The organism is Jatrophihabitans sp. (assembly GCF_046262535.1).
Classification (GTDB): domain Bacteria; phylum Actinomycetota; class Actinomycetes; order Mycobacteriales; family Jatrophihabitantaceae; genus Jatrophihabitans.
The window spans coordinates 20,541-33,160 of the sequence record NZ_JBHEMO010000139.1 but is presented as its reverse complement, the minus strand read 5'-3'; the positions used below and the strand labels follow the sequence as shown (position 1 = coordinate 33,160).

The window sequence follows — 12,620 nt, the reverse complement described above, 5'->3', positions numbered from 1 at the left end:
GCGCAGCAGCGCCTGGTCGCGCTCGGGCAGGCTGGCGATTCCGCCCGCAGACCGGGACGAGCTCACCGCGCTCCGGCGGGCCGCCACTCCGCACGGTAGGCCGGGTGGCCGTCGTAGGGCATGGCCAGCACGCGCAGCATCTGCGTCGCAGCATCGCGGACCGTCTTCTCCAGCGGCTGGTCGCGCAGGACCAACAGCTGCTGGAGCGCGCCGATCATCCGCCGCTTTGACGCCGCCTCGGCCTGCTGGCGCACGATCGCCCGCACGCCCTCGGTGGTGTCCGGGCTGTCGCCCTGCTGGCGGATGAGCCGCTTCAACTCGGCGACGTCGTCGTCCACGCGGGCGAGCAGGAAGCGAATGAGGTCATGACTGGTGGGGCGGAGGGCGGTCGAGACAGTCATCACGGCTAACTTTCGAGCGGGAGGTAGGCCGACGGCTCGACCATGTGGAAGTTACCCAGAACCTGGTCATCCGAACCCGCGGATGTCGACCACGAGCGGCCGGTGATCGGAAACAGGGACGTCGGGTGTTGCACATGACGCGGCCGTCATCCGGTCGTCGTCGGTGAGGATGTGGTCGAGCTGCCGGCACGGGTCATGCGCCGGGAAGGTCGGCGCCGCGGCGAGGGAGCGCAGCCCCGTCCAGCGGGCGGCCGTCGGCGGGGTCAGGTTCAGATCCCCCATGAGGATCCGTGGTCCTGGCAGCCCGGACAGATCCCGTCGCAGTCGACGCAGCTGCACCCGGTTCCATCCGGGTACGAACGACAAATGCGTGTTGGCGACGGTCAGCGGCCCGGCCGGGGTTTCGAGTTGCGCCACCACGACCGCGCGCGGCTCCTCACGAACTACCATCACCCGGCGCGGGCCGGGCAGGAACATAGGGAACCGCACCGGGATCCGGGGCAGCCGCAGCACCTGCCAGTTGAGCGCCGGATACCGCGACAGCAACGAGACGCCGTAGCCGGCGGTGCCGGGCTGCTCCTCGCCGGTCGCGGCGATCCACGTGGCACCGGGCGTTCCCGCGAGCGCGGCCACGAACCGGTGACTGACGGCGCCCATCGCCTCGGCGGCGACCGCCGTCAGGTCGGCCATCTCCGAGCGGGGCTGGTCGCAGTCGACCTCCTGCATAGCCAGGACGTCGGCGTCGATCGTGCGCACCGCGTCCCGCAGCCGGTCCAGATCGACGATGCCGTCGGCCACGGTCCGGCCGTGCAGGATGTTGAAAGTGGCAAGCCGCATGGGCAAAGGGGTACCCACCCGACACCAGTCGAAGCAGAAGGAGCCGGCGTGACCGACCGCCACGACCAATTGCGCGAGACCCTCAAACGCGCTGCGTCCGCCTTGAAGGAGCACGGGCCGGACTTCGCGCTGGGCGGGGGCTATGCGCTCTGGGCGCACGGGGCGCCCGAGCCGGTCCACGACGTCGACCTGGTGGTTGCCGAGGACGACGCCGACCCGGCCGCCGCGACGTTGCACGAGGCGGGCTTCCAGATCGAGCGGACTCCCGAGGACTGGTTGTTCAAAGCGCACGCGGACGGGGTGTTCGTGGACGTGCTGCACCGGCTGAACGGGACACCGGTCACCGGCGACACGCTGTCGGCGGTCGACGAGCTGGAAGTCCTCGGCATCCGGATTCCGGTGTTGCGCGCCACCGAGGTCGTCACCACGAAGCTGCAGGCCCTCAGCGAGCACTATTGCGACTTCGGCGCGCTGCTGCCTCCCATCCGGGCTGTGCGCGAGCAGCTCGACTGGGAGCGCATCCGGCGCGACAACGCCGAGCACGACTTCGCCGCCGCGTTTCTCTTCCTGACCGATCGGCTCGGGATCAGCGACTAGGCCGCGTGGGAGCACTCCCCGCTGTACGCCGGTCGTAACCGGACGAACGTCATGAAACGATCGGCAGGTGAACATGTCGGCATCAGCCTGGGCGCAGCTCCTGGACCGGCCGCCGACCGTGCCGCCCCCCGGCCCCGCAGACCACCTCCTGGTCGTCGCGGCGCATCCGGGTGACGAGACGCTCGGAGCAGGCGGACTGATCGCCAGCGCGGCGGCGGCGGGGGCGGACGTCACCGTCGTGGTTGCCACCGACGGGGACACGTCCAACCCCGCGTATGGCGCCCAGTCGGCCGACGCCCTGACGTCCCTGCGCCGCCGCGAGGTCTATGCAGCGGTCTCCGCGCTCGCCCCACGGGCCCAGGTGCAGCTCCTCGGCCTGCCCGACGGGCACCTGGACCAGCACGCCGACGAGCTCGTCGACGCGCTCGAGCGCGTCGCCCGGAACTGCACTCACGTGGTGTCGACCTGGAGTGGTGACCGCCATCCGGACTACGAGGCCTGCGCCCGGTCGGCCGCTGAGGTCTGCCAGCGAACCGGGGCCCGGCACTGGCAGTTCCCGATCCGGGTCTGGGCCTGGGCCGAGCGGGACGGGGGCGACCTGCCGGCCGGGCAGCTGCGCGGAGTGCGGCTCGACCACGCCGCCGTCCAGGCCAAGGCCGCCGCCATCGAGTGTCACGTCAGCCAGCACCAGCCCCTGGCCGCTGGTGGCGCCCAGGAGCCCATCCTCGACGCGGCGATGCTCGAGCACTTCCGTCGCGAGACGGAGATCTTCGTCGTCGAGTCGGCCGGCGAGGTCGTTTCCCGCGACTACTTCGAAGAGTTGTACGCGCGGGAGGACGACCCCTGGAAGCTGAACGAGCGCTTCTACGAGCGGCGCAAGCGAGCTGCGATCCTGGCGGCCCTGACCAAGCCGCGTTTCCACCGGGCGTTCGAGCCGGGCTGCGCCACCGGCCTGCTCACCGCCGACCTGGCGACCCGGTGTGACGAGGTGGTGGCCTGGGACATAGCCGGAGCGGCAGTCGAACGGGCCGCCCAGCGGCTCGGCGACCTCGCCCACGTGGAGGTGGGCGTCGGCGCGATTCCGGATCAATGGCCGGGCGGCCGGTTCGACCTGATCGTTCTGAGCGAGGTCGGGTACTACTGTGCCGACCTCGACGCCCTCGCGCAGCGAATCGAGGACTCCCTCGACGACGACGGCGTGCTGGTCGCCTGCCACTGGCGGCGTTCGTCGCTCATGCAGCCGCACACCGCGGGGGCCGTGCACGCCGCGATCGGCGCCGGCCGGCACCTCGTCGTCAGCCACGTCGAGGACGACTTCCTGTTGCAGCTGTGGACGCGCACCGGAATCTCGGTGGCCGCCGCGGAAGGCATCGTCAGCTGACGCCGCGGTCGGTGATGCAGTAGGTCAGCCCGACCGGGTCACGCAGGGTCGTCCAGTGCTCGGCGCGCAGCTGCAGGGTGGCGCCGAACTCCTGATGACGGGCGGCCTCGGCGTCGCGATCGTCGCAGGACATGTCGACGTGTGCCCGGATGCCGTTGGTGTCGTCGGCCCCGAGCCGCTGCAGCAGGATCCGCAGGGGTAGCCGGGTCGGCACGGTGAGTCGGTCGAACTCCGGCAGTTCGCTGCCACGTTCGCGCGGCCACCCGGTGAGCTCGGCCCAGAAGTCGCACTCCGCCTCGAAGCGGTCGGCCGGAATGTCGATGCACAGCTGGTCCACAAGACTGCGCCGACCGTCGCGCCACGTCGACGGGACCGGACGACAACGGCCGGGACGGTCCTCGTCGACGAGACAGAACGGCTGCCCGCCTGGACTCGTGAACGCGAAGAACCACGGCTGCTCGCCGACCACCCCCGCCCCCGCCTCGACGGCCGACGCTGTCGCCTCGGCCGCGGACGGGACGTAGAGATCCAGGTGCCAGCCGGCGGAGCCGCCCTGCATCCGCTGCACCCAGAAATAGCGGTCCCCGTCCGGCGGCACGAGCGGGATGAACTCCCGTCGAGAGCCGGTCGGCTCTCCTCGCTCTGCGCCCGTGGCTCTCTCCCAGTAATCCAGCGCCGCGGGGACCACCGGAGCGGGAACGTCAGCAAACACATTCATCCAGAGGATCGACGCAAGGGTGCTCATGGCCGCGTTCGGGGTTCAGGGGTCCGCCAGCTGGGTGCGCATGGTGCGGCGATCCTGTCGCCGGACCTGCAGGCGCCCGTTCTCGATCCGCGTCTCAAGGACGGCCTGTGGACGGGTCGCCGGACCGGCCTGCACCGACCCGTCGGCCAGGGAGAAGGCGCTTCCGTGCCATGGGCAGACGACGCATCCGCCGTCGAGTTCGCCTTCGTGCAACGGGCCGCCACGGTGCGTGCAGCGGTCGGCCAACGCGGTGACTGTCCCGTTGTGCCTCGAGAGCAGCACGGGCACACCGCCGGCATCGGCGGCGACGAACTCGCCGTCGGCCGGCAGTACCGTCTCGGCTGTCACGTCGGTCCAGTCCTCCGGCAACTGCTCGAAGACCGTGGTGTCCACGCCGATGCCGAGCGAGTAGGACAGGTGACCGCCCAGCCACCCCGAGGCGGAGACCAACCCGGCCCCGGCGAGCGAGAGCATGACTCCCCGCGCCCGCCGACCCCGGCGTCGGGCCAGCCAGCTCATTGCGTATGCCCCGAGCGCCGTGTAGTTCAGCAGGGCGTGGACGAGACCCACTCGCCGCTCGGGCCCGTGCGTCGACATCCAGTCCGCCGCTCCAGCCGCAGCCGTCGGCAGGGCACTGACGCACCCGATCGCGATCAGCCGCCGGGCCGCTGTGTCGTCGCCGATGACGTCGAAGACCAGCGACGACGTCCAGGCACCGATCGGCACGGTGACCATGGCCGGATGAAGGGGGTGGCCGATCGGCGTGCCGCTCAGCGCATCTTCCACCGACCCCTGAGGTATCGCTTTGCGCAGCACGCCATTGACGAGATCGGCCGGCCGGTCGAGGACGGAGAGCTGCTCGATCCGTCCGATGAGTTGTTCGAGTGGCTGCCAGGTCCGCATGCCGCTTGGATTACCCGCCCACCGGTTGCGGGTACCGCATGGCCGTGACCGACACGATTACCAAGGCGGGCGTCCGCGGCTGGGCGCAGCGTCAGGCCGCCGAATATCGCAACGGCGAGGACCGCCCGCTCGGGGGCTACCTGAAGTTGATGTCCGTGTACGCCGCCGGAACGGGCGGCGCGTTGCTGGCGGCCAAGAAGCTGGGGCTGCCCCCGGCGCAGCTCACGCCGTGGGACGCGGTACAACTCAGCGTCGCCACGCACCGCCTCAGCCGCACGTTGGCGAAGGACGCGGTCACCAGCCCCCTGCGGGCGCCGTTCACCGTCTATGAGGGGGTCAGCGCGCCCAGCGAGCTGCACGAGGAGGTGCGCTCGCACAACGGGATCCACCACTCCGTCGGCGAACTGGTCACCTGCCCGATGTGTTTGGCGCAGTGGGTGGCGACGGGGTTCACGATGGGGCTCGTCTTCGCGCCGACGGCTACCCGCACGGCGATGTCGATCTTCACCGCCGTCGCCGGAGCAGACTTCCTGCAGTACGCGTTCGCAAAGTTGCAGCAGGCAGCGGGATAGCGGGGTCACCGCTGCGACGGCTTCCTCCGCTACGCGGCCCCCGCAGGTGGGTACGCCGACGCCGACGGCGAAGTGCGTCGTCCATCGGCGAAACGGAACGGGCCCGAACACCATGACCGACACCTCGCGCCATCCCTCCCCGCACGGAGCGAACGGGCGCAACGCCAACGGGCACAGCGCCGACGAACGCACGAACGACGAACCGAACGCGGCCGAGTCCGGCGAGACGCCGCGCTCGCCCACGGAACTGCCGAAGAAGTCGTGGGTGGCGGTGCTGCGCCGGGCCGTGAAACAGATCCAGCCCGACGAACTCACCGATCGCGCCGCGGCTCTCACCTACTACGGCGTGCAGGCGATCTTCCCCGGGATCCTCGTGCTGGTCTCGATCCTCGGCCTGCTCGGCCACTCGACGGCCCAGTCCCTGATCGACAACCTGGGCCAAGTGGCGCCGGGCAGCGTGAAGTCCTTCCTGCAGACGGTCATCCAGAACGCGCAGAAGCAGAAGGGTGCCGCCGGCATCCTCGGCATCGTCGGCATCCTTCTCGCATTGTGGTCGGCTTCGGGCTACGTCGCGGCGTTCATGCGGGCGTCGAATCGCGTCTACTCGATGCCGGAAGGGCGGTCGATCTGGAAGACCGCGCCGACCCGCCTCGGGGTCACCGTCTTCACCGTCCTCTGCCTCGTCGTCGGCCTGGTCATCGTCGTGGCCACCGGCACGCTGGCCGACCAGATCGGCAAGGCGCTGGGGATCGGTTCGACCGCGGTCACCGTGTGGGAGATCGCCAAGTGGCCGGTGCTGTTGCTGATCTTCGCACTCATGCTCGCCGTGCTCTACGCAGCTGCTCCGAACGTGCGGCATGGCGGGTTCCGGTGGATCAGCCCGGGCGCGGCGCTCGCCGTCGTCGTCTGGCTGGCCGCGTCCGGCCTGTTTGCGGTGTACGTCGCCAACTTCGGCTCGTACAACAAGACCTACGGGTCGCTGTCCGCCGTCATCGTGTTCCTCGTCTGGCTCTGGATCTCCAACCTGGCGATCCTTCTCGGCGTCGAGTTCGACGCCGAACTCGAGCACGAGCGCGCTCTGCGCGAGGGGGTTCCCGAGGACAGCGCGCTGTTCGCGCGGCCCAAAGACACCCGCAAGTTCGACGACGCCGAAACCCGGGAAGCCGAAAAGGTGCAGCGCCTACGGGGCAAGCCCGAGGCCGCGTCCGGCGCCGGCTCCGATCAGCAGGAGTCGGATCAGCGGTAGATGCGGCCGTAGGCCGAATCGAGCGCGCGGCGCCAGGCCCGGCCGGCCAGGCCGGCCCGGCGCAGCGCGGCCCGGGCGGCGTTGGCCCCTGGCGCGCCGTGGACGCCGCCCCCCGGATGCGCGGCGGAGCTGGCCAGGTACACGCCGTCGACCGGGGTCTCAGGCCGTCCCAGGCCGGGCACCGGGCGGAAGAACAACTGCTGGTGGATGTTCGCCGTCCCGCCGCCGACGGCGCCGCCGACCAGGTTGCGGTCGGCGGCCTGCAGGTCGGCCGGTGATTGCACGTTGCGGGCCGCCACGCTGCTGATGAACCCGGGCGCGCGGGCCTCGATCACCGCCTCGACCCGCTCGACGTGGTCGGCGATCAGGGCCGGTGTGTACTCGACACCGTCCGGCACGTGGGTGTACGCCCAGGCCGACTCCGTGCCGGCCGGTGACCGGGAGGGGTCGGACGTGGTCATCTGCCCGAGCAGCAGGAACGGGTTGCGGGGCACCGTCCGGGTCGCGAGATCGCTGGCATAGCGGGTCAGGCCGTTCATGTCCGCACCGAGGTGAACGGTGCCGGCGCGTCGCGCGTCCTCGGCCGCCCACGGGATCGGCGCCGACAACGCCCAGTCGATCTTCATCGTCGGGCTGTCCCACTGGAAGTGCCGCAGATCCGCCAACAGGCGGGCGGGCAGGTGCTCCGCCCCGATCAGGGAGTCGAACAGGAACGGAGCGGCCACGTCGGCCAGCACGGTCCGGGTCGCGATGTACTCGCCGTCGGCCGTGTGCACGCCGCGCACGTGTCCGCCTACGACGTCCAAGCGGCGCACCGGCGTGTTGAGCCGCACCTCTCCACCCGCCGCCTTCAGCCGGTTGATGAGCGCGTCGACGATGCCGCTCGAGCCGCCGACGGGAACGGGGAACCCCACCGTCTGTCCCAACATGGCCAGCAGCCAGCCGTAGGCGGCGCCGGCCGACGCCTCGGGTGGCAGGTCGGTGTGCAGCGCGTTGCCGGCGAGCAGCAGCGGCCCCCCTTCGCCGTTGAACAGCTCCTCCCCCGCCCGCCGCACCGGCTGCAGCGCGAACCGCGCGAAGCGCAGCAGGTCGGCCACACCCATTCCGCGGGCGAGGGTGAGCCCGGCCCGCACCGGCGGGAACGGAGTGAACAGCGCGTTGAGGAAGGGCTCGCGGATCCGCTCGAACTGCTCGACCAACCCGATCCACGCCGCACCGTCCCCTGCGGCGAAGTTGTCGAGCGAGGCGGCCGTGGCCAGGACGTCGCGCGACATCAGTGCGCACCGATCGTCGGGCAGGACGTGCGCCAGCACCGCCGGAGCGTGCGACCAGCGCAAACCGCACCGGTCGAGGTCGAGCGCGGACAGCACGGGCGAGGCGGCGCCCAGGGGATAGAAGGCGCTGAACCAGTCGGTCACATAGTCCGGATGCAGTGTCCGATCGGAGAAGATCGCGCCGCCGGGCCGCGGCTGCTCCTCCAGCACGACGACATCCCAGCCGGCGTCGGCGAGCAGGATCGCAGCGACCAGTCCGTTGTGGCCCGCGCCGACGACTACAGCATCCATCCTGAACGTCTACCCCTCACATCAGCTGGTCAAGCCACGGGGCCCTCCCCAGCCCGCCGGAGCCGATCAACGCAGGACTATGGTGTGAGCGACGGGAAACATCGGCGGTCAACGGGCGGGAGCGCCAGTGAGCGACGGTTCCAGCGACACCCGGCGGGACATCGGTCGCCAGTTGCAGGAGTTCGCGCGGCGGTTCTCAGGCCTGTGGGCCGGGCGGGCGGTCGAGCCGGATGAGATCGTCGAATTCGCGGCCGAGGCCGTTCCGCACACCATCGCCGCCGGACTGACGCTCGTCCGCGGGGACGCGCGCCCGATCACGCTGGCCGCGACGACGGAACTGGCGCGGCGGGTCGACGAACTCGAGTACGACTCCGGCGAAGGCCCGTGTCTGGATGCGATCGACGACGACGACATCACCGCGGTTGCCGACCTCGAACGTGATCCCCGGTGGCCGAAGTTCAGCGCGAAGGCGATCGAGGAGACTCCGATCCGGAGCATGTTCGGCGTACGGGTCTTTCTCGGCGGCGACGACCGCGGGGCCCTCAACTTCTACGCCCCCGAGCCCGGCGCCTTCACCGACCTCGACCTGGGCATCGGGGCAATGTTGTCGGCGATGGCCTCGCTGGCGCTGCAGAACGCCGTCGCGCAGCGCAAGACCGACAATCTCAAGGTCGCGCTCGAATCCAGCCGCCAGATCGGCACGGCCATCGGGATCCTGATGTCGAGCCGGCTCATCACGGCTGATCGCGCCTTCGACGAGTTGCGCACGGTGAGCCAGCACACCCACCGCAAGATCCGAGACGTCGCCGCCGAAGTGATGGAGACCGGCGCCCTGCCGGAAGCCAAGCCCCCTCGGCGCCGCGAAGGGTGACGAGACCGACACCGCCGGACGCGCGACTCTCCGGAACAGCGCCCCCATGCTGGGTAGTTGACTCGAGTAGGGCAGTTCGTCCGTCCGCCCCGTCTGGAGGCTCCGATGACCGAGGGCATCTCCCGCCGGCACCACGTGGTGGTGATCGGCTCGGGCTTCGGTGGCTTGTTCGCCGCCAAGCGGCTCAAACGCGCCGGCGTCGACGTCACGCTGATCAGCCGTACCACGCACCACTTATTCCAGCCGCTGCTCTACCAAGTCGCGACCGGCATCCTTTCCGAGGGCGAGATCGCCCCGGCCACGCGGGAGATCCTTCGACGCCGCCGATACATCAAGGTGCTGCTGGGCGAGGTCACCGACATCGATCTGGCCGCGCGCACGGTTTTCTCCAAGGTCGGCCCGGACGTGACGACGACCCGCTACGACTCGTTGATCGTCGCCGCCGGTGCAACGACCTCCTACTTCGGCCATGACGAGTTCCAGGCCTACGCGCCCGGGCTCAAGTCGATCGACGACGCCCTCGAGCTGCGCGGCCGCATCCTGACCGCCTTCGAGTTCGCCGAGCTCGAACAGGACGCGAAGGCCCGCGAGGAGTGGCTGACGTTCGCCGTCGTGGGCGCCGGTGCGACCGGTGTGGAGATGGCGGGTCAGATCTCCGAACTGGCGCGGCGCACGCTGGTGAAGGACTACCGCAACATCGACACCCGCCGGACCCGCATCGTGCTCGTCGACGCCCTCGACGACGTCCTCGGCGCGTTCGGCACGAAGCTGTCCGCCGGCGCCGCCAAGCAGCTCGAGAAGCTCGGCGTCGAGGTGTGGCTGGACGAGAAGGTCGTGGCCGTCGACGATCGCGGGCTCACCGTGGAGGACAAGAGCGGCACACAGGTGCGCATCCAGGCGCGGACGATCGTGTGGGCAGCCGGCGTCAAGCCCTCGTCGCTCGGCCGCACGCTCGCCGAGCAGTCCGGCGCGGAGACCGACCGGGCCGGCCGGATCAAGGTGCAGCCCGACTGCTCGCTGCCCGGCCACCCCGAGGTCTTCGTCATCGGCGACATGATGACCCTCAACGACTATCCCGGTGTCGCCCAGGTGGCGATGCAGCAGGGCAAGTACGCGGCTGACCAGATCCGCCGCCGGCTCAACCGCAAGCCGGACCAGAAGCCGTTCCACTACTTCGACAAGGGCAGCATGGCCACGATCTCCCGGTTCCGGGCGGTCGCGAGCATCGGACCGTTCCGCTTCGCCGGCTTCATCGCGTGGTTGCTCTGGCTGGCCGTGCACGTGATGTACCTCGTCGGTTTCAAGAACCGGGTCACCACCGTGCTGCATTGGGCCGTCTCCTTCATCGGCCGTGGACGCGCACAGCGCACGACGACCCACCAACAGCTGGTGGGTCGCAACGCGGTGCAGGTGGCGGCCCGATCGGAACAGGCGGAAGCCACCCACATCGGTGCCACCGACAGCTGACGCAGCGCGGCATGGGGCCCGCGCGGCGGCCGTGCTCGGCAGGAAGGCGCCCGCCCGGGCGTCAGGCTCAGCGCACGGGGTCCCCGCGGTCGCCATAGTGCGGGGAGGTAGCGAGACCCGTCGTGCGTGCGCGCGGCGGTGCTAAACAGCAGCAGCGGTCGCGCGCGGGCCACATCGCGGTCGTAGGTCGGGCTCGGACCCTGGCCGCCCCGTCTCCGGGCCGATACTCGACGCCTTCGACAGCGCATCCGAGGTGCTGGCGCTCGACCTGCGATCCGCCCCGTGGCCGACCCGCTGGCCGCCGTTCGTCACCGCCGCGGAACGCCTGTCAGTGCGGGCGGCGTTGTCCTTCCCCTTGCTGGCGGCGCCCGCAGCCTGGGTGTCATGACCGTCTACGGCTCCGACGTCGTGCGCATCGACGAGCAGCGGCTGTCGCGCGCGAAGACGACGGCCGACCAGGTCACCATGACGTTGCTGGCCGGCCAGGAGACCGTCGACGAAACCGACGCCACGACCGCGGCGGCTGCGCTCCCCCAGGACGGAGAGACCCCCGAGGTCGTCGTCTATTACCGCGCCGAAATTCATCAGGCGTCGGGCATGATCATGGCCCAGTTGAACTGCACCATCGACGAAGCCATGGCCCGGCTGCGGGCCTATCCCTTCGCCCTTGACGTCCTGCTCCAGGATGTGGCTCGTCAGGTGGTCGAGCGGAAACTACGGTTCGATACCGACGGAAAATGACATAACGTGCGCGACGGATGGAAGAATTATGGCGATGGATAAGAGCAGCGAGTCGAGAGAACGGCGGCTCAGTTCGACGTTCGTAGCTCTTGCCGACACGCTGGTCAGCGACTACGACCTCATGGACCTCTTGCACGCGCTGACCAGCGCGTGCGTCGACCTGTTGGGCACGGCAGCCGCCGGCATCATGCTCAGCGACCAGGGCGGCAACCTGCGGGTAATGGCGTCGTCCACCGAGCAGGCCCGGTTGCTGGAACTGTTCGAGCTCCAGAACGACGAGGGTCCCTGCCTCGACTGCTTCCGCATGTCGCAGCCGGTCGAACTGACGGGACTGGGTGAGGCGCAGGATCGGTGGCCCCGCTTCGTCGACGCCGCGGCCGACGCCGGCTTCGACGCAGTGCAGGCGCACCCCATGCGGCTCCGCGACCAGACGATCGGCGCGCTCAACCTGTTCTACCGGGCCGATCAGCAGTCCGATCCGTCCGGTGCCCACGTCGCCCAGGCCTTGGCCGACGTGGCCACGATCGGCATTCTGCAGCAGCGCTCCATCCACCGCAGCGAAGAGCTGGCCGAGCAGCTGCAGTCGGCGCTGGACACCCGCACGATCATCGAGCAGGCGAAGGGCGTGCTGGCCGAACGGGGCGGCCTCGGTATGGACGCGGCCTTCGAAGCCCTGCGGCGCTACTGCCGCAGCAACCGGCTGCACCTGGCCGACACGGCCCGCGGCATCGTCGAGGGGCGGCTCAACGCCGGCCAGCTGCTCGGCTGAGTGCCGACGTGGACATGACCGACTCCCAGGCCGACGATTCCTGGAACGCTGAGGAGCGCCACGAGACCCCGACCGAGCGGCTGGACCGCAACTGGTCGGATCTGTTACAGGAACTGCGGGTCGTGCAGACCGGCGTGCAGCTGCTGACCGGTTTCCTGCTGACCCTGCCCTTCCAACAGAAGTTCACCCGGCTGACCGACGGCGAGCGCGGTGTCTACCTGTTCGCGGTCGCGACCTCCGTCGTCGCCACCGGCTTCCTGCAGGCACCGGTCAGCCTCCATCGGGCGCTGTTCCGTAAGCACCGGCGCAAGGAAACCGTGTTCGTGGCCCACAAACTGGCCATCGTGGGCATCGTGTTCCTCGCCTTCGCGGTGGTGGCCGTGGCGCTGCTGATCTTCGACGTCGTCGTCGGTACGGCCGGCGGCATCATCGCCGCCGCGATGACCGCGTTGATGTTGCTGATCCTCTGGCTGATCGTCCCCCGGATCGCCGGCCGCCGGGCCGACCCGTCCTGACGCGGTCGGC

General features: G+C 70.1%; 14 protein-coding genes. 9 read left to right on the top strand and 5 right to left on the bottom strand.

The window, feature by feature from the left end:
* Window positions 1-62: 62 nt before the first annotated feature.
* Both ABR571_RS18420 and ABR571_RS18415 read right to left on the bottom strand, forming a co-directional pair.
* Window positions 63-401, bottom strand: coding sequence for a DUF6221 family protein (locus tag ABR571_RS18420; RefSeq protein ID WP_409454664.1), 339 nt, complete (start codon window positions 399-401; stop codon window positions 63-65).
* A gap of 66 nt (window positions 402-467) precedes the next feature.
* Window positions 468-1,238 (bottom strand): endonuclease/exonuclease/phosphatase family protein, encoded by a 771-nt coding sequence (locus ABR571_RS18415; RefSeq protein ID WP_409454663.1) that lies wholly within the window; start codon window positions 1,236-1,238, stop codon window positions 468-470.
* A 48-nt stretch (window positions 1,239-1,286) separates the two neighbouring features.
* Here ABR571_RS18415 and ABR571_RS18410 point away from each other — a divergent pair, with 48 nt between their 5' ends.
* Together ABR571_RS18410 and ABR571_RS18405 are read left to right on the top strand one after the other, a co-directional pair.
* Window positions 1,287-1,835, top strand: a complete 549-nt coding sequence (locus ABR571_RS18410) for a nucleotidyltransferase (protein WP_409454662.1) — start codon at window positions 1,287-1,289, stop codon at window positions 1,833-1,835.
* A 73-nt stretch (window positions 1,836-1,908) separates the two neighbouring features.
* Window positions 1,909-3,216, top strand: a complete 1,308-nt coding sequence (locus tag ABR571_RS18405; protein ID WP_409454661.1) for a PIG-L family deacetylase — start codon at window positions 1,909-1,911, stop codon at window positions 3,214-3,216.
* On the opposite strand, the gene ABR571_RS18400 is transcribed toward ABR571_RS18405, so the two are convergent.
* A complete protein-coding gene (locus ABR571_RS18400; RefSeq protein WP_409454679.1) occupies window positions 3,209-3,934 on the bottom strand; it encodes a VOC family protein in 726 nt (241 codons plus the stop codon). The two genes, ABR571_RS18405 and ABR571_RS18400, sit on opposite strands and share 8 nt — an antisense overlap.
* Window positions 3,935-3,976: 42 nt before the next feature.
* Window positions 3,977-4,864 carry a Rieske 2Fe-2S domain-containing protein gene (locus ABR571_RS18395; RefSeq protein ID WP_409454660.1) on the bottom strand — a complete coding sequence of 296 codons (888 nt, stop codon included), beginning with the start codon at window positions 4,862-4,864 and terminating at the stop codon, window positions 3,977-3,979.
* A gap of 38 nt (window positions 4,865-4,902) precedes the next feature.
* Between ABR571_RS18395 and ABR571_RS18390 the strand changes: the two genes are divergently transcribed.
* Both ABR571_RS18390 and ABR571_RS18385 read left to right on the top strand, forming a co-directional pair.
* A complete protein-coding gene (locus ABR571_RS18390; protein WP_409454659.1) occupies window positions 4,903-5,436 on the top strand; it encodes a DUF1360 domain-containing protein in 534 nt (177 codons plus the stop codon).
* 112 nt (window positions 5,437-5,548) lie between these two features.
* The gene (locus tag ABR571_RS18385; RefSeq protein ID WP_409454658.1) at window positions 5,549-6,682 is read left to right on the top strand and encodes a YihY/virulence factor BrkB family protein; all 1,134 of its coding nucleotides are present in this window, start codon (window positions 5,549-5,551) and stop codon (window positions 6,680-6,682) included.
* Here ABR571_RS18385 and ABR571_RS18380 read toward each other — a convergent pair.
* Window positions 6,673-8,247, bottom strand: a complete 1,575-nt coding sequence (locus tag ABR571_RS18380) for a phytoene desaturase family protein (RefSeq protein ID WP_409454657.1) — start codon at window positions 8,245-8,247, stop codon at window positions 6,673-6,675. The two genes, ABR571_RS18385 and ABR571_RS18380, sit on opposite strands and share 10 nt — an antisense overlap.
* 127 nt (window positions 8,248-8,374) lie before the next feature.
* Between ABR571_RS18380 and ABR571_RS18375 the strand changes: the two genes are divergently transcribed.
* The 5 genes from ABR571_RS18375 to ABR571_RS18355 all read left to right on the top strand — a co-directional run bounded on the left by ABR571_RS18375 (window position 8,375) and on the right by ABR571_RS18355 (window position 12,610).
* The gene (locus ABR571_RS18375; RefSeq protein WP_409454656.1) at window positions 8,375-9,118 is read left to right on the top strand and encodes a GAF and ANTAR domain-containing protein; all 744 of its coding nucleotides are present in this window, start codon (window positions 8,375-8,377) and stop codon (window positions 9,116-9,118) included.
* Between the two features lie 105 nt (window positions 9,119-9,223).
* Entirely contained in the window at window positions 9,224-10,585 is a 1,362-nt protein-coding gene (locus tag ABR571_RS18370) for an NAD(P)/FAD-dependent oxidoreductase (protein ID WP_409454655.1), read from the top strand.
* A gap of 282 nt (window positions 10,586-10,867) precedes the next feature.
* On the top strand, window positions 10,868-11,326 hold the full coding sequence (locus ABR571_RS18365; RefSeq protein WP_409454654.1) for an ANTAR domain-containing protein: 459 nt from the start codon (window positions 10,868-10,870) through the stop codon (window positions 11,324-11,326).
* A 34-nt stretch (window positions 11,327-11,360) separates the two neighbouring features.
* Entirely contained in the window at window positions 11,361-12,095 is a 735-nt protein-coding gene (locus ABR571_RS18360; protein ID WP_409454653.1) for an ANTAR domain-containing protein, read from the top strand.
* A gap of 14 nt (window positions 12,096-12,109) precedes the next feature.
* Entirely contained in the window at window positions 12,110-12,610 is a 501-nt protein-coding gene (locus ABR571_RS18355; protein ID WP_409454652.1) for a DUF6328 family protein, read from the top strand.
* The last annotated feature ends 10 nt before the right edge of the window (window positions 12,611-12,620 follow it).